The 15,573-nt window shown below is 51.8% G+C and carries 18 protein-coding genes and 1 pseudogene; all 19 read right to left on the bottom strand.

Annotated elements, in window-relative coordinates; all coding sequences use genetic code 11:
• Window positions 1–9 precede the first annotated feature (9 nt).
• The 19 genes and pseudogenes from ybiB to EIP93_RS09105 all read right to left on the bottom strand — a co-directional run bounded on the left by ybiB (window position 10) and on the right by EIP93_RS09105 (window position 15,454).
• On the bottom strand, window positions 10–978 hold the full coding sequence (gene ybiB / locus EIP93_RS09195; protein WP_116585804.1) for a DNA-binding protein YbiB: 969 nt from the start codon (window positions 976–978) through the stop codon (window positions 10–12).
• Window positions 979–1,114: 136 nt separating this feature from the next.
• Window positions 1,115–1,426 (bottom strand): annotated as a pseudogene (locus tag EIP93_RS22895) (recombinase family protein); the annotation flags it as partial.
• Window positions 1,427–1,701: 275 nt separating this feature from the next.
• On the bottom strand, window positions 1,702–2,322 hold the full coding sequence (locus EIP93_RS09185) for a tail fiber assembly protein (protein ID WP_103860989.1): 621 nt from the start codon (window positions 2,320–2,322) through the stop codon (window positions 1,702–1,704).
• Window positions 2,322–4,298, bottom strand: a complete 1,977-nt coding sequence (locus tag EIP93_RS09180; RefSeq protein ID WP_125232611.1) for a phage tail protein — start codon at window positions 4,296–4,298, stop codon at window positions 2,322–2,324. Before EIP93_RS09180 ends, EIP93_RS09185 begins: the two co-directional genes overlap by 1 nt.
• Before the next feature lie 2 nt (window positions 4,299–4,300).
• A complete protein-coding gene (locus EIP93_RS09175) occupies window positions 4,301–4,882 on the bottom strand; it encodes a phage tail protein I (protein ID WP_107333032.1) in 582 nt (193 codons plus the stop codon).
• On the bottom strand, window positions 4,875–5,978 hold the full coding sequence (locus tag EIP93_RS09170) for a baseplate assembly protein (protein ID WP_103941295.1): 1,104 nt from the start codon (window positions 5,976–5,978) through the stop codon (window positions 4,875–4,877). Before EIP93_RS09170 ends, EIP93_RS09175 begins: the two co-directional genes overlap by 8 nt.
• The gene (locus tag EIP93_RS09165; protein ID WP_103941293.1) at window positions 5,969–6,316 is read right to left on the bottom strand and encodes a GPW/gp25 family protein; all 348 of its coding nucleotides are present in this window, start codon (window positions 6,314–6,316) and stop codon (window positions 5,969–5,971) included. Before EIP93_RS09165 ends, EIP93_RS09170 begins: the two co-directional genes overlap by 10 nt.
• 58 nt (window positions 6,317–6,374) lie before the next feature.
• On the bottom strand, window positions 6,375–6,956 hold the full coding sequence (locus EIP93_RS09160; protein ID WP_125232610.1) for a phage baseplate assembly protein V: 582 nt from the start codon (window positions 6,954–6,956) through the stop codon (window positions 6,375–6,377).
• Window positions 6,953–8,113, bottom strand: coding sequence for a phage late control D family protein (locus tag EIP93_RS09155; RefSeq protein ID WP_119158592.1), 1,161 nt, complete (start codon window positions 8,111–8,113; stop codon window positions 6,953–6,955). The genes EIP93_RS09160 and EIP93_RS09155 overlap by 4 nt, the downstream gene beginning before the upstream one ends.
• Window positions 8,101–8,313 (bottom strand): tail protein X, encoded by a 213-nt coding sequence (locus EIP93_RS09150; RefSeq protein WP_010294901.1) that lies wholly within the window; start codon window positions 8,311–8,313, stop codon window positions 8,101–8,103. The genes EIP93_RS09155 and EIP93_RS09150 overlap by 13 nt, the downstream gene beginning before the upstream one ends.
• On the bottom strand, window positions 8,303–9,232 hold the full coding sequence (locus tag EIP93_RS09145) for a phage tail protein (RefSeq protein WP_103860993.1): 930 nt from the start codon (window positions 9,230–9,232) through the stop codon (window positions 8,303–8,305). The genes EIP93_RS09150 and EIP93_RS09145 overlap by 11 nt, the downstream gene beginning before the upstream one ends.
• On the bottom strand, window positions 9,232–11,727 hold the full coding sequence (locus tag EIP93_RS09140; RefSeq protein ID WP_103861109.1) for a phage tail tape measure protein: 2,496 nt from the start codon (window positions 11,725–11,727) through the stop codon (window positions 9,232–9,234). The genes EIP93_RS09145 and EIP93_RS09140 overlap by 1 nt, the downstream gene beginning before the upstream one ends.
• A gap of 223 nt (window positions 11,728–11,950) precedes the next feature.
• Window positions 11,951–12,094, bottom strand: coding sequence for a GpE family phage tail protein (locus EIP93_RS23010; RefSeq protein ID WP_094431851.1), 144 nt, complete (start codon window positions 12,092–12,094; stop codon window positions 11,951–11,953).
• Entirely contained in the window at window positions 12,039–12,359 is a 321-nt protein-coding gene (locus EIP93_RS09130; RefSeq protein WP_103860994.1) for a phage tail assembly protein, read from the bottom strand. The genes EIP93_RS23010 and EIP93_RS09130 overlap by 56 nt, the downstream gene beginning before the upstream one ends.
• Before the next feature lie 139 nt (window positions 12,360–12,498).
• Complete coding sequence (locus tag EIP93_RS09125) at window positions 12,499–12,795, bottom strand: 2Fe-2S iron-sulfur cluster-binding protein (RefSeq protein ID WP_052234710.1); 297 nt, start codon at window positions 12,793–12,795, stop codon at window positions 12,499–12,501.
• A 56-nt stretch (window positions 12,796–12,851) separates the two neighbouring features.
• A complete protein-coding gene (locus tag EIP93_RS09120) occupies window positions 12,852–13,376 on the bottom strand; it encodes a phage major tail tube protein (RefSeq protein WP_005972713.1) in 525 nt (174 codons plus the stop codon).
• Window positions 13,376–14,803, bottom strand: a complete 1,428-nt coding sequence (locus tag EIP93_RS09115; RefSeq protein WP_103971148.1) for a phage tail sheath subtilisin-like domain-containing protein — start codon at window positions 14,801–14,803, stop codon at window positions 13,376–13,378. Before EIP93_RS09115 ends, EIP93_RS09120 begins: the two co-directional genes overlap by 1 nt.
• Entirely contained in the window at window positions 14,793–14,990 is a 198-nt protein-coding gene (locus EIP93_RS09110; protein WP_095699136.1) for a hypothetical protein, read from the bottom strand. The genes EIP93_RS09115 and EIP93_RS09110 overlap by 11 nt, the downstream gene beginning before the upstream one ends.
• Window positions 14,987–15,454, bottom strand: coding sequence for a Gp37 family protein (locus tag EIP93_RS09105; RefSeq protein WP_125232609.1), 468 nt, complete (start codon window positions 15,452–15,454; stop codon window positions 14,987–14,989). Before EIP93_RS09105 ends, EIP93_RS09110 begins: the two co-directional genes overlap by 4 nt.
• Window positions 15,455–15,573 lie beyond the last annotated feature (119 nt).

Raw genomic sequence — 15,573 nt, 5'->3', positions numbered from 1 at the left:
GCAAACCAATCAGCCGAGGCGTTTCTTAATCGTGGCGACAGCCTGTTCCATTGTCGCCGCTTCACCGGCGGCAACCAAACAGCACGCCAGCTGCAGACGAATCGCCTGCGGTATGGCAATTTCACCCGTCAGACACTGTACCGTCCAGCGCGCTGTCGTTGCGGCATCCTTCGCAATCGGCAACGCATCGGGTGCGACGCTGATATCCTGCCGAAGTTGCAGAATTTTGGTATTTTGCTGATGGATAAAATGAATTTCCGGGCAGCGCTGTGGGTTGGCGTACACCTCCCCTTCCGTGCCGTGCATCAGCAGTGCGCGCCCGTTGATGTCATTAAAAAACGTCCCCACACGGGAAACATACTCAGGATGGGAAACGCTAGCGACACGCAGCGCGTCGCTTTCACCAAACGGCGTCGCCACCTTAGCCAGCGTGTGGCTACTGTTACGCACCCCCATCCGCCAGCGCAGCTGTAACTGGCGATCGATAGCCGGACATAACGTCGAGACAGGGATAAATACCGGACTGCCGTTATCAAGCTCCTGCTGAGCCTGCTCGGCATTCTCCGCAATCGTCACGCCAAGATTACGCAAAATTTCGGCGCTGGTGACACGGGTCGGATCGTCGCTGACGCCGTGAACCACGACCGGAAAACTCAGTTTTGCCAACAGCAGCGCCAACAGCGGCGTCAGGTTTGCTTGCTTGCGTGCCCCGTTATAGCTAGGGACCACGACGGGCATAGGAAAGCCCGCAGGCGGCGTCAGGCGCAACACATGCTCGTTCATCGCCTGATAAAACCCCAACATCTCGGCTTCCGATTCTCCTTTGATGCGAAACGCAATCAACAGCCCACCGAGCTCCAGATCCGGCACATCACCACGCAGCATTGCGCTATACAGTTCATAAGCCGTTGCCTGATCGACATCACGCGCATGATTTTTCCCGCGCCCAACTTCTTTGATAATTTTGGTGTAATCCATGTTGGCCTCTCATTTGCGGCGACACAGTAAAGAACTTATCAATGAAAATAACATGTTTACCGAGTTTCTGGTCACTCTGGCGCAGAGGAAATTGCGATTGCGCGGCTTGGTCGGTGGCGGGAACACGGTCTCTACTCCGTGCGGGGAAGTATTTATAGATGGTTTTTTCTGATACGCCGACAATATTCGCTACCTGAAGGCGCGTAGCCCCTGTCGCTAACATCGCCTCGGCTCGACAAAGCACATTTTGCGTCATAAGCCGTTTACGCCCGCCGATGCGCCCCTGTAACCGAGCAGCATCGAGTCCAGCCCGTGTCCGTTCGACAATCAGTTCCCGTTCCATCTCCGCCAGTGCGCTCATCACATGAAAGAAGAAACGACCCGCGGGCGTCGAGGTATCAATACTATCTGTCAGGCTGCGAAAATGGATGCCTTTCGCCTGCAAATTATGCAATGCTTTATTGATCGGGGAGAAACAATTTTATGAGTTTTTAAATTTTTTAAGAAAAAAAAATCAATCGAACCAGATAACGGTAATACCACTATTCGTTTAGCCTCTGAAAAAATAAAAACCTAATACTCTTAAATTATTGTATTTAATAAGCTCCACAATGGAATTTAAATAAAAATCATCTTCCATTAAAAAACATCGGACACTGTTGATACGTCTTGATACATCAAAAGCCCCCGATGTTGAATAGCCTGAAGAACCTATTAGTTAAATTATGCTAAAAATGGTGCATCAGGAAAAATAAATCCCTCTGAATTAATATCAACTCGACTGAGCTGTAAGCGGTAAGTTTTCCACGCTTTCAGCTCATTTTTTTCTTCTTCCGTTGCCAGGTTCAGCTCAACGGCATCGCTGAGTACCTGAATACGCTCACTTGCTTGAGATAACCTGGTATTAAGTTCCACTTTTTTATTTGCGACTAATACTTGACGTTGAGCTTCCAGATCGGTTACCCATTGACCATCCTCCCATTTATCAAATTCAGAGGTCGGTACCAATAAAGTCTGATTGACTTGCAATTCGCCCATATCCGTAACCTTATTGGGTTGACGGGTTTCCGTATTATAAACCGTCTGACCGCGATAGTCAGATACATGCTCCCACTGCTTTCCATCCGCGCTACGCCTTAGAGCCAAACCTGCCTGAGGAAGTTCTGGAACGTCAATGTAACTACCAGCAGGTACACCTACACCAATAGGCAAATATTCATAATTAGCACTAATATACTCTCGGCTTGTTGGATGAACCTGATAAACAGTAATCCAACCTGCCTGAAGGCTAAAACCTGATTCATTCATTTTTGCTGAGTTAACTTCAATAGAATAACTTTTCATTATGCTGCTCTCACGATGTAGTTAAATGCGATATTTCGGGGGCGATTTTCGTTTGCCGTTGGTACAACACGGGAAACATCTAATGTCGCTGGATACCATGAATTTGCCGTTGTGCTATTGCTAAGGGTTAGGTAACTATCCCTGTCGTATAGCTTCGCACTTGTATCGTAATACATGGCCCCTGAAGAAGAGTTCTTAGTTGGTGCAGTAACATCAGCATCATGCCCATAAAGTAGGCTTCCAGTTATATTTCTGATTGCATCACTCTGTTCTGAAAATAATCCGCGGTCCGTATCCACTCCGCGCCCATCATCCCAGCCGCGAATAAACTCACCACGAAGATCGGGCAATCTTCCTGATGGATAAGCCTGTGCTAAAAGTGGATAGATATTTTTATCAAATGCTTGCCCGTTACACTTGAGCCAACCAGAAGGAGCGGTTATCTGTGGCCAGGGCATAGGGATACCAACAACTTCATTGAGAGATAATGCCCCAATTTCAGCAGCCGTAGGCTTATCCTGATCGCTATAAATACGCGCCCATGGTTTTTCAAACCCGCTATTATCACGGGAACTTCGATACATCAAACCACTATTTGAATAGCCGAAATGGAATTGGGCTGCTGATGCAGAACCAGTATTTAATCCCATATGCCAGATAAGAGAGGTATACCCTCCGTTATCTTTTAAGTAAGCGCCCGTAGGACTATTCCATGCAAGGTCATCGTTTTTATAAATAACGCCCAATGAACCCTGACGAACATAATTATTGTCAGCATCTGACTTTGTTATAGCCCCAAGCTCAGCTGCAGTCGGTTTAAACCCTGTATGGTACCCTTGGTGCCATTTATCCTTAACTAAAATATTGAGTGAGCCTTTCGTTCTAATAGCAATCTCACTATTTATATCACCAACCTGAATAGTGTTATCAGATGCAAGCCAGAGCATTTCACGATAGGTATTATCAGAGAAAACGCCTGTAATACGTTTTTCCAGAGGCAGGTCGAGATTACCGCCTAAACGAACGCCGCCTGACATAACGCCGCCGGTTTTTGGTAATGCCCCAGCGGCAAGATTAACCGTTTCGGTTAAACCGAGGTTTGCGGGAGTCAGCGCAATATTGGCCGTGCCATCAAACGGCACGCCGTTGATAGTGCGAGGCGTCGCCAGTTTTGCGGCAGCCTGAGCCGTCGCGCGCTCAGGTAACGCACCTACATCAGCTGCGGTAGGTTTGTTTTTCGTATTGTAATCGCGTCGCCAACCAGGAGAATAATCAACACCGTTATAGACATAAGTAAATTGTGCATTCGCTGAATCACTAAGCCCACTTGGCGTTGTTGAAGACGTTGTTATCCTGATTGTCGTGGCATCGTTTTGCCCCATAACTTCAACAACAGAACCAGCCAGTGGGATCTGACCACACTCGGTATCAGAAATAATTTTATTGTGAGAGTACGACCACGAACCACGACAAACCCAATAGGCATGAACAAAAGCGCCTTGGCTTTCTAACCAACCAATAAACTCAGCCGTTGTCCATAAACCGGCACTTCCTCCGATAGGGATCGAGGAACTGTATGCACGTGATGAACCAAGATTGCGGTTAAACAGTTCTCTATCCTGAATATCTGCACCGTTTTGGTCTTTCGCCAGTTTCGTCGCACCGACCGAGCGCACAAATGCCGTTGTCGCCACCTGCTGACTATTGCTGTCGGTTGCAGGCGTTGGCGCTTTCGGCGCGCCGGTGAAGGTCGGGTTCTCCTTCGGCGCATATTGCGTATGCGGATCGGCGGCGGCGGCGTGTGTCGCCAGATCGCTGCCCGTTTTTTCCTGCTCTTTTTTCAAATAGCGGGTACGACTGGCCAATTCTTTAGCCTGTCGGTTTGAAACGCCGTCCGGTCCACCCACGACCGGATCCGACGTTTCGATTTGGTAAATGCCGTCAACCCATTGTGGGTTCTCTGACAAATTCGCCATGTTTAAGCGCTCCCATGATTGTAGTTACTGTCGTATATCGCCGTCCGGTTGTAGCGGATAGGCACTTCCCAATATTCGATACTGGCCAAGTGGCACCGTGCCGGGGCAAACATCCCAATGGCATTGCGCAGCATCCTGGCCTGATCGTTGGTAATCGGTTGTTTTAGCAACACGCGATAGACCGCCCACGCTGCTTTATCGCCGTGCACATAAAGGTTGTTGTAAGTGGTTTCACCGTCGTAACTCAGCCGACCGATGTTCTCGATCAACGTGCTCTCGCCGAAGCCGAAACGACGGATGATCTCTTTAATGCTCCAGGGCGTACCTTTGCTGCGATGCAGATCGATAGCGGCCTTGATCAACGCACGTTTAGAGTCATCCGATTCCGCCAGTTCCCAGCCGTCGCCAAACAACGAGAACTGTTCTGCCAGCCAGGGCAACGCGCTGCTATCGGCAATATCAATCAAATAAACCAGCAAAGCATTCAGATCGATGTCATCAAAGCGGTCGGCCAATTCCGCCAGCGAACGAAAACTGGCGTCAGCCGCCAACGGCGGTGGCAGCAGTTGTAGTGAATCAGCCATTCGACACCCCGACGACGCTGACATTGATGCCCGTACAGTTCGCCCATTCACTGTCATCAAGTACCATCAATGACGGCGAAACGAGCTCCACCTGATACACGCCGGGGATGGATAACGTGGCGATAATCTGGCTTGGGACAATGTCACGCCCCAGCGTGGCGGTGCGGGTTTCAACCCAGGCCTGTACCGCTTTTTCTGCAGTGGCCTGAACGACGCCAGCCTGTTCGCCGTTAAATAGCGTCAATTTAGCGCTGATGGCGTAATCCACCCGCGTGGGGGATTTGGCGGAAACAAAATCCGTCAGTGGACGCACCTGTTCGTCGGAGCAAAAACTTTCCACCAGCGAGAGCATGCTGCTGTCCGGCAGGCCAGTGCTGAGCAACGGATACAGCACCACTTCGCCTGGTTCGGGCGACATCACCGCGACATCAACAATGTTTTGGTGTGCTCGCATTGCATGGAAGCGATACGCCAGTTTCGATCCCGCCGTACTGAACGATTCCGGTGCCAGTTGAACCCGTTCACGCAGGCGATCGTCATCTTCTTCTGCGGAACCGCCGCTGCTTTTGGTGATATTGATAACGCTTAAATCGCTGTCGCCAATCTCATCCAGCAGCGTACTGATCTGAGCAGGCAGCCAGTCATTGCCCACATCGCCACTTTCGGTACAGGTCGCCAGCACGGTGACACCGCTGCCGCTCACTCTCAGCAGCGCATCGCTGTCGGTGGTGAAAATCACGCTGTCTGATGCACTAACGCGAGTGCCCGCAGGAATCAGCAGATCGCTGACTAACGGCGTTTCAGGGGTAAAGCGAAGTTCTGCACGCGCTGGCTGCGCCGCCAAGCGGTAGACGCCAACCAGTTCTGCCAGATAATCCAGCATCGGTGCACGAGCAAACGCAACCAGGTTCTGCTTGGCGGCTTCCTGGACCGCACTACGCAATAAAGTTTCCCGGTAAGCAAAGAGGTTAATCAGCAGGCGTTCGGCCTGCGCCGGATAGAGCGTTTTCCCCGAATCAGCTTCATATTTCGCGATCATTTCGGCGGTAATCTTCGCTGCATCGCGTTCAATAAAATTGGGTTCTGTCAGCGCCATAACAACTCCGTGGTCTGTGTCGCGCCATTAGCGGTCTTCCAGCTAACGTGCAGCGTCAGGTGAGCCCCATTCACAGAAGGTTTAACCGCCAGTAGCTGGCAGCGAGGTTCCCATCGTTTGATCGCTTCTACCGATTCCCTGACGATATGCGGGATCGCACGATCGATCGGATAATCGAGATACAGATGTAGATTGCTACCAAAGTCAGGCCGATGTGGGTCGCTGCCGCAGGGTGTCCGCAGGATGATGTGAATCGCCTGCATGATATCTGCCGTTCCTTCGACGATGTCGCCGGGACGTTGCAGCGCCGGTTGCCAAAAAACAGATTGAGTTTTCATAGGGGGCTATTGTCGCCCCCGGTGAGAGAAAGGAATATTAAAGCGGTTTAGGGAAACGTTAGTGCGAGTGGTGATTGGAGTTGCCGCCAGCATCCATGACGCTGCCGCTGGCGCTGATGTTGCCGGAGATACTGACATCACCGCTGAGGCTGGCACCGCCGGAACCGGACATCCCGCTCTCGTAGGTGAGTTGCCCTTGCACCAGTAGATTGCCCGTCACCGTCGTTTCTGGCGCATTAATAGTGACACGCTGAGCGTTAACCACCACGTCAGCACCGCTGCTAATCGCAATATGCTGCACGCCGCCGTTGATCGTTAACGTATGCGTCCGGCGATCGTATTCAATATGCGCGCCGTCAGCGAACGTTACCGCCCTTTTGTCCTTATCTGCCAGCGTTGGTACATCAGCAGCGGAGTAAATTGCCCCCAACACCAGGCCATCCTCGCCGTTGCCGTCCAGCAGAACTTCGACCTGTTCGCCAATATCCGGCAACCAATAATCCTTATTATTCTGCGTATTACGCTGTAATACCGGCAGCCAAGCCGTACGTAGATTGTCACACTCAGGTAAACGAACACGCACCATGACGCGAGCCTCATCCACCGCGCTTATCGTGCCAATTCGACGAGATAAACTCATGGCAACACCTCCTTTTTACTCTTGACTGTCCGTGTTGTCTGGCTGCCATCCGGGTGGTAAGTCACCAGCGTTTTTCCGCTATCCGACTTTCTCTTACCCGCCGTAATCGGCCCGCGAATCAGCCCAATCTCCGTGGTGTAACCACTGCCACGTTCCAGAACATGGCGAGCCGATTCGATCAACCAATGGCCAGAAAGTTGGCCGAACGACACCAGTTCCACTTTATTCCCTGCCGCCAACTGCGGGCTGCCCATCAATGTCATCGACCCCTTTTGTTGCTTTTCGTTGTGCGCATCCAATGCAGCATCCGTTTTCATCCTCGCTCCAGAAGCATCCGCCGCGCGCACGTTAACTTTCAATGTATCCGCACTGGTCTCAGCACCAGCAGACTTCATTTCGTTGTTCACGCCACCATTCGCTTCACAAACCACCAGTTTCTTTTCACTCCCTTTCTGATATTTCGTCTTGGCATTTTTATAGACGTGGCTGATCGTGTCGCTCAATGAAAAACGCGCGACGTCCGTTGGCTTAATTTGTCGAACAGACGCCTGATTACGCAGCGTTGCCAGATGGGAAAAAATCAGTTGGTCGCTGACCACTTTCACGACATAGCCATATTCACTGGCGAGCCGCTTTAGAAAAGCGACATCGGTTTCCGCATATTGCGTCACGCGATCGATCTTGATGATCTGAATCATCCCCACGAGCATCAACTGATGCTTTTTCGCGATGCGCGTCGCAATGGCAGCTAACGTCGTATCTTCAAAACCGCAGTTTGATTTGGTTCGCAACGCACGATTGACCGATGTCGCGACGCCGCGAATCATCACTTCGCTAGGCGGTGCGCTAACCTCAATTTCATCAATCGAGAAAGTACCGCAGTCAAACAGCATTTCACCGAGATAGCCTAGCTTGAGCGATAATGTATCGCCCGTACCGGGATACCACTTATCCATCCAGCGGCCATCGGTATCATCGAGCCTGACCTCGATCGAATCCGATTCATTCTTGATGCTATCGCTATACGTCACGCTGGTGACATACGGTGCGATATCATTGGTGATGTCTTTTTGCTGATACCACAGGGTGAACGCCGGTTGCAGTACTTCCGACACGGCGGGAGAGATCAGATTGAATTCTTCCGTTAACGCAGCCATGGTGGGGTGTCCTCCGCTTTACTGGCCTCTGCCTGTTCAATAATCGGAATCAGCACCACCACACCCGATGGCAATAGCGGCACGATGGGGATATGCGGGTTAGCTGCAATGATCCGCGGATAGCCAAGCGGATCGCCGTAATACAGGTAGGACAAAGTATCCCAGCGTTCGCCCTGTGTAGTGATATGTTCAAGGTGCATATGCTTCAACCCTCTTCACGATTTCCGCCGTCAGTTTGCTCAGCGCAGGTTCAGCGCCTTTAAATGTGTCGCTCGCGGCCTCAACATGTTTACTGATGGCTTCTAGCTTCTCGATAACATTTTTGCTGTCGACGTCCTGCAACAAGGTGGCAACTTGCTTGACCTGCTTCAGCATTTCATTCGCCGCTTTATTAACCGCTGTAATTTCAGGCATCATCTTCTCTGCCTGAACCGCCGTATCAGATATGACCTCTGCCGCTTTTTTAAACGCCGGCTCCACCTGACTTAACGGCGTCAATACATTCCCAACTTGCGTTAGCAGCCCGGGAATTTGCAACAGCGCGGTTTCGGGATTGTTCTTCATCCGTTTTACAATCTGAATGGTGGTTCTCACCGCCTTAACGGCTGAATGTGCCTTCTTGGCATACGTGACAGCCGTGCGTAGTGAAGCTGAAAAATTGCTCACTTTCTGGACTGCCTTGGTGATGGCGCTAACATTAGGAACAGGCGTCTCTATCGCAGGAGGCTTGAGCGGATTTTTCGGATCGCCAATGTATTCTCGCAGCGTTAGCGCGGCATTCATGGCCAATACGTTACCCTTCGCGTCGGTATGCTGGCTGGTCGAGGTCAGTGCCGTAATCACAAACCAGCCGCGATAATCCCCATTACCGAAGACTAACGCCATTGCCTGATGCGCCCGCATCGCCTCAGTCAACCGCTTCAGCTCCGCATCCGGCGTGCAGTACTGCTTGTGAAACACGAGGCTAATATTAATCTCGTCTAGCTTCGCGCCGATGAACTGCAGGCCGGGTTTACCTTCAATGCGGCCATGCTCGGCATAATCTGCACCGAATGACGAATTAAAGCCGTCCCAGTAGGCGGTCACTTTAAATTCAATATTTCCTAATACTGCAAACATCAGGCGTACCCCCTGCGCTCACGCTGGATGAGCAGCTTGTTCAACATATTTTCCAGTTCATTCATGCTAAGCGTCAGCGTCTTCGTCATTTCAGGCGTTGGCGCTGCCTTCTGACCGTTGAGATAAATGGTGGGTGAGAAGGCAACCTGAACACGCTCGGAAGAAGCCGCACTAACGAGCTTGCCTTTCGCTCCTCCGGCTGGGGAGGTCATGGCGACACGTTGTTGCGGCGTTGGCGCAGTGCCCTTTTCAGCAATAGGTTCATGTAGCGACAATGCAGATATCGGCGTAAGTTTTAGAACTGGCGGGGCTACAGCACTGGCAGTCACAGATTGACCGCTAGCTTCGATAGACACGGTTTTCGAACCCATACCCAAAAAGTCTTTAACGCCATCGGGAATAAACTCCACCATTTTGTTAAAAGTGCCAGAGACTTTCGGAAATTCACTCGACAATGCGTTCACAAACGCATCAATGCATAGTCGCCCCATCTCACTTAAACGTTCAGGTAACTTATTTCCTAACTCATTAACATCTTTAGCCCAGGTTGAATACCACGTACCAAATGGCGACCAATCAACCAGTACAGCGAGAACACCCGCCACGCCTCCAGACGTTCCATCTTTGAGATCGGCCCAAAACGCTTTGATATCCGCCCACAGATTTTTCAAGAAAGCGCCAATTTTTTCCCGATAGCGGTAGACCAGGATCCCAATAACACTTAATGCAATAATCGCCCAACCCACTGGCGTCGTCAGCAGCATACTCCCCAGAGACAAAACAGCTCGGGCTGCCATCATCAAGCCGCTACGTAACACGCCGCCGAGCATGCGCCCTAATGTTCCAGCACCGCCAACCAGCCAGTTCAATGCCGCGCCAAGCCCCTGCAAAAATCCCGTTGTTCTTAGCCCTGCGGAAAATAGTTGCCAGCCCGTCTTGATCTGTAAAATGCCGTCCTTGAATGCCTGAAACGAAGATAACAGCGTGCTAACCCCCTGCTTCACGCCACTCACCGCTTTCCCGAACATAAAGAGACCCGCAATGGTCACCACAATTCCACGAACCAGTTCAGGGTTCTCGGCTGTCCAGGTCACCAACTGCTCCAAAATGGGGATCAACGCATCACTCAGGGAAACCAATACTGGCACCAGCGCTTCACCCACATTGAGCGCAATATTCAGCAATGACGTTGTCATTTTCTGCCAGCGTCCGGTCAATGTGTCATTTTTTTGGGCAAAATCGATATTCAACGTTTGGGTTGCAGCGGGGCTGTTCATCACCTGCTGGTTAGATTGATAGCTCGCCCAGTTTTGTTTCATCGACAGCGCATGATTGACGGCTTCTGGCGTACGGAACACCTCCTGCAATCCATAACGCTGCATTAAATTTTGCTGCGCCCCCACATTTCCCGTATTGCTGGCCATCTCCCACTGTTTCCTAAATTGGCTACCCTTACTGTCGATAAGCTCAGTACCAACCAGAACCGAAGCGTCGTACTGTGAATATCCACCTTTCATGTAGCTTTTCAGTGATGCGTTATAATCCATGCCTGCGTTGTAGTAACTGTCGGCAATGTCCGTTCGCCCCATGGCATTCATAAAGCTCCCCAGCCGTGCAGCTGTGTTCGCTTCCGTATCCTCACCTTTTGTCGCGCTCAAACTGGAAACCAATTGGCTCAGCGCCTGATTACCCGTCGCCCCCATCGCCGTAAACCCTGGGGCCAGCTCGGTCGCGTATTGCGTCATCGATGCCATAGAGAAACCCTGCTTGGTGCCCGCCAACATTCGGGAGAAGGATTCTTCCAGTGCCTTCGCGCCTTTCAGGTTAAACACGTCATCAAGCGTGGTCGCGAGCGCGGTAAGATCGGACAACGCCGCGCCGGATGCCGTTGAGGTTTTCCCCAACACTGCCGCAACATCCGTTGCCTGCTGCTGCGACATTCTGTTATCAAGCAGTTGTCCGGCACTGCTGAGCAACGCATCCGGCGTTTGGTTCACCTGTTGAGAATATTGACGCAGGCGCTGCCCCATCTCTTTTTCTTGCTCGCTCGACATCCCATGTGCAACGCTGATATCACGCAATTGCGCCTCAAATGACGCATAGCGTGTGACCGACGCCACAATAGGTGCCATCACTGAACCAAATGTCTCCTTTATTTCCTGGAAGCTTTCGGTGCGTTCGGCATGACTCTCACGTAGCGTTTCCTGACGTGACTGACTGCTCGCCAGCCGCTCCTGATTGATTTCCAGTTCAAGCCGCGACTGATTTAATTGGGATACGGTTTGTGTGCAAACAGCACCAAAACGCTCCAACGACCGGTTTAACTGAGACACAGTTTGCGTGCTAATAGCGCCAAAGCGCTCCAGCGACTGATTAAACTGCCGCTGCCGCTCCTGCGCTTGTTTGAGGCTATCGCTAAGTGACTGCAGCGATTTTTTTGTGTCATCCAGCGTGGCACCAAACGCCCTGCCCAGCATGACACCGTTTAAAAGCATATCCACGGTTCACTCTCATTCAGAAAAGCCCCTTGTGGGGCGGATCGGAGACGGCGGCTTGCGCCGCTCCAGTTTGGTTTCCCCATCACAAACAGGGGATAAAACGAGGAAAAGGACGGGTGATAAGCGGGAGAAGAAGACAGGTGGTGAGGGAGAAAACGACCAGCGTCCTTATCGCTGGCCGGGTTAGGGTGGATGGTGGACTCATTAATCCTGTCAGTAATCAGTCTTCCTCACCGTTCTCACGTTTTATCTGTTCGCTGGCTTCATCCAGCCAGCGTTCAAAGTCGTCCAGCTCCAGCGCATCAATCTCACTCGGCTGAAAGCGAAACCACCTCGCCAGCAGGGCCTGTGCTTTCCACAGCAGCGCCGGCTGCGTTATCCAACCCAAGTAGCTGCTGAAATCGTTTTTGCAGCGCCATGTAGTCCTGCGCGTCCATCTCATCGATGTCTTCCGGCACCAGACCGGTCATGCGCGACAGCAGCGCGTCATCCCAGTTGCTTGGGTCATCGCTGATTTTTTTCACCGCTTTGATGTCTTTGACTTTCAGACGCTTGAGCGAAATGGATTCCACGCGTTGACCGGCGGAGGTGGTGTAAGGGAATTGCAGAGAATAGGTTTCAGTGTGCATAACGGCTCCTTAGTAAATGTCGGGAGCAGTATCGCGTGCGGCGAGGAATAACGATTTTAAAGCGAATTAGGAAACGAAAATGGCGGGCATAAGAAAGGGGCCGAAGCCCCTTTCATTACGATAACGCAAACATTAATAATTAATGATGCAGCTCATCTTCTGCATAGAAGCGAACAACACAATTGCTTAGCGGGTAAGAGGTATCCGTCAGAAAGAAGCCGGCCGCTTTCTGGTTGTCATCTAAATAGGAACCATCGCTTTGATCGACTTGACCAGAAATCAAACGTGCTACCGATGAAGGATCCGCGCCAGCACGGCTGGAATACGGTAAATCAAAACCTGCTTCTTCCGCAGCATCCAAAATGTAGACATCTTCGCGGCATTGAAAATGAATATTATTTTCCAAGTCAATAATATCAAATACTTTTGCTGACATAGTCACCTCATTGATTGATAGAAACGCCCGCCCCACTGGCGGGCTTGGAAGATAAATTAACCGCCGATATTGGCGCGGTAGCTGTTCAGTTGATCCACGCCGCCCACCATGAAGATGTTGGACATATAATCCAGCTCCAGCAGATCTTCACCGTTCATCACCTGCTTGATGTAGGTGCAGTTGAACGCGCTGCTAAAATCCGGGTTTTCGTGCTGCTTGAACGTGCCCAGCGGGTTCTTTTTGAACATGATGGTCATGTACGTCACCAACGGCACTTCTTCGATACGACCTTGAGAGCCGTAGCGTTCCACGCTGGAGCGACACTGCAGTGCCAACGATTGGTACGGATTCGCCGCTGCCAGCATCGCTTCACGGTAGAAGGAGTTCCATTTGATCTCGCCTTCCAGCTTATCGAAGCCCGCAGGCAGTTCGATCTTGCCGACCATGCCCAGCGCCTTGTGCTCCTGCATGATCATGGAGACATCCGGCAGTTTGATTTCCTGCGCACGCCCCAGCAGGTTGGTGCCGTTGATATAGATGTTGGCGTTAGTAATACGGTTTACTTCAATTTTCCCGGCCATCAATTAGTGCCCTCCAGCGTTACCAGGTATTCCGAGGTGATCTCCGTCTCAAAGGTCAGACGCTCAAGCGGCGGCGGCGGAGTGAATTTGTAGTTAAGCAACAGGTGTCCTGCCGCCAGTTCGGTTTGCTCGTTACGCGCAGCATCGAACCAGCACTTGAAGCCCAGCAGTGCGCCGTCACCGATCAGCTTGCGGCCGTAGGCGTTGACAGATTCCACCAACGCGTCGATCAGCGCCTGATTGATCGGCATGTCGATGTACTGCTGGCTGAAATAGCGAATGGATTCGTTAATCACATCGCCAGTACGACGCACGTTTTCGAAGTTCTTCATGTGCGTCACGGTTGGCCAGGCAGCGGTGCGATTGCCCCACAGGCGCAGGCCGGAACCATAGCTGTTGAAAATGGTGCTGATGCCCTGCTCGTTCAGCAGGTTCACTTCACTCTGCGGATCGTCGATCATCGCGGACAGCTGGCGCTCTACGCCGGTGATCCCTTTGATTTCCTGATTGGATGACGACCACCAGAAGCCTTTCTCCAGATCGACTTTGGCACGCAGACCCGCGGCACGCGCCGACAGCGGCTCCAGACGTTCGCTGTTGGTTTCCGCGTCGTACACTTTTACGTGCGGATAGCACAGGCGAGCGCGTTCAGAGCTGGTGTTGAAGTTGATCGTGCCTTCCGGGCCACGGCCGCTCAGTGCCTGCGCAAACGTGGTACCGACTGGCGCATCGATATAAGCAATCGCGCCCAGTTTGTCAGCCAGCGAGATCAACTCGGTCGTTACGCTATTTTGCGTACAGAACACCGGCGAAATCAGAATCTTGGCAAAGAAGCCGTACAGGTTGTAGGTATCGTTCAGCAGCTTCATACCGGTGCGTTTGCCCGCGGCGTTGATGCTGCCGATGATGTCGGCGGCAGTCACTTTCGTGACATCAGCAAAGTCATAAGACGCGCTAACTACGGCAGCAACATCAATATTTTTACCCAGATTTTTCAGGACGCCGGTTTGCGCATCCAGCGTATAGTCCTGACCTTCGATAAACGGCTGACCGCCTTCTGCCGCCGTCAGCACCAGCTTGGCAACCACACGGTTTACCAGTTGTGCCGTGCCAGTCGCTTTGTCAAACGTGACTTTTTCTGCGCTCACAGACGATTTGTGTTTCGCCGGATCCAGCACGTTAATGACCAGAACCGTACCCGCACCATGATCGTAAATCGCATCCAGCGCCTGCGGGATGGTATAGCCGCCGAACTGGCTACCAAACTGTGCTGCGTCTTTTTCGGACAGGCACAGCGTAATGTCATTTACCGCACCCTGCGGCGCCGTACCAATCAGCCCAATCACCGCAGATTTGACGGTTTTCACCGGACGAGCACCGGTTTCAACTTCAATTGTTTCTACACCATGTAAATAATTAGCGGCCAAGGGTCACCTCCGTTGCGCTATCAGCCAGAATCTGATCCGCGACAGGCAGCAAATAGCCCAGCGCGACCAGCGTTTTCACGTACTCATGATCTGCCGGCAGTTCAGTCACCTGAGCGGGCCAAAGCAGAATTTCCTGACCATCTGCCAGCGTGACGCCGCTGGCGGGGCCGGTGTAGCGGTATTTCATGCGTCTTTCTCCTCATAATTAACCGTGGTAAGCAGCGGACCATCCGTCTGCTCGCGGTCTTCGATAAAAAGGGTTTCTGTGGTGCAATCGATGGCGTAATGCCAGCGTCCTTCGGTGTGACCAACGTAACGGTCACGTACTAGCCGAATACCGCGATGACAGTCAGGCAGTCGGTATCCTCCCAGCGCCTGACGGACGGTATCGAGTGTGGCCAGTACGCCGTCTTCGCCATCCAGCTCCGGTAACAGCACGGCAACCATCAGCTGTGGTCGCTGCGTCTGAACCGGAGAATCCACATCTTCCGGTGCGGAAAATTCGGAACCGCTATACCCCACCAGCACATCGCCAACAGTCAGAAGGTCTGACCCGATCAGAATGTTTTCTGGACAGGACGCAATCCGCCGTGCCGGTAAGTGCTGTTGGAGGCGGGCTATCACCGCATCGATAATTGGTCTGGTATTCATATCCGTTCATCCACTGTGTTGATGGCACACTGTTTTGGTGGCGCATCGTGTTGATGGCGCTAGTATCCGGATAAGGGTTGGCTGCGGCTTTTAATCTGTTTTAGAAAAAACAGCGAAGT

The organism is Pectobacterium versatile (assembly GCF_003932035.1).
In the GTDB taxonomy this organism is placed as follows: Bacteria; Pseudomonadota; Gammaproteobacteria; order Enterobacterales; family Enterobacteriaceae; genus Pectobacterium; species Pectobacterium versatile.
This window is presented reverse-complemented; position numbering and strand designations above follow the sequence as displayed.

Coding starts and splice junctions, on each gene's coding strand:
- ybiB (WP_116585804.1), bottom strand. CDS start 978: ATGGATTACACCAAAATTATCAAAGAAGTTGGGCGCGGGAAAAATCAT.
- EIP93_RS09185 (WP_103860989.1), bottom strand. CDS start 2,322: ATGAAAAGTTATTCTATTGAAGTTAACTCAGCAAAAATGAATGAATCA.
- EIP93_RS09180 (WP_125232611.1), bottom strand. CDS start 4,298: ATGGCGAATTTGTCAGAGAACCCACAATGGGTTGACGGCATTTACCAA.
- EIP93_RS09175 (WP_107333032.1), bottom strand. CDS start 4,882: ATGGCTGATTCACTACAACTGCTGCCACCGCCGTTGGCGGCTGACGCC.
- EIP93_RS09170 (WP_103941295.1), bottom strand. CDS start 5,978: ATGGCGCTGACAGAACCCAATTTTATTGAACGCGATGCAGCGAAGATT.
- EIP93_RS09165 (WP_103941293.1), bottom strand. CDS start 6,316: ATGAAAACTCAATCTGTTTTTTGGCAACCGGCGCTGCAACGTCCCGGC.
- EIP93_RS09160 (WP_125232610.1), bottom strand. CDS start 6,956: ATGAGTTTATCTCGTCGAATTGGCACGATAAGCGCGGTGGATGAGGCT.
- EIP93_RS09155 (WP_119158592.1), bottom strand. CDS start 8,113: ATGGCTGCGTTAACGGAAGAATTCAATCTGATCTCTCCCGCCGTGTCG.
- EIP93_RS09150 (WP_010294901.1), bottom strand. CDS start 8,313: ATGCACCTTGAACATATCACTACACAGGGCGAACGCTGGGATACTTTG.
- EIP93_RS09145 (WP_103860993.1), bottom strand. CDS start 9,232: ATGTTTGCAGTATTAGGAAATATTGAATTTAAAGTGACCGCCTACTGG.
- EIP93_RS09140 (WP_103861109.1), bottom strand. CDS start 11,727: ATGCTTTTAAACGGTGTCATGCTGGGCAGGGCGTTTGGTGCCACGCTG.
- EIP93_RS09130 (WP_103860994.1), bottom strand. CDS start 12,359: ATGCACACTGAAACCTATTCTCTGCAATTCCCTTACACCACCTCCGCC.
- EIP93_RS09125 (WP_052234710.1), bottom strand. CDS start 12,795: ATGTCAGCAAAAGTATTTGATATTATTGACTTGGAAAATAATATTCAT.
- EIP93_RS09120 (WP_005972713.1), bottom strand. CDS start 13,376: ATGGCCGGGAAAATTGAAGTAAACCGTATTACTAACGCCAACATCTAT.
- EIP93_RS09110 (WP_095699136.1), bottom strand. CDS start 14,990: ATGAAATACCGCTACACCGGCCCCGCCAGCGGCGTCACGCTGGCAGAT.
- EIP93_RS09105 (WP_125232609.1), bottom strand. CDS start 15,454: ATGAATACCAGACCAATTATCGATGCGGTGATAGCCCGCCTCCAACAG.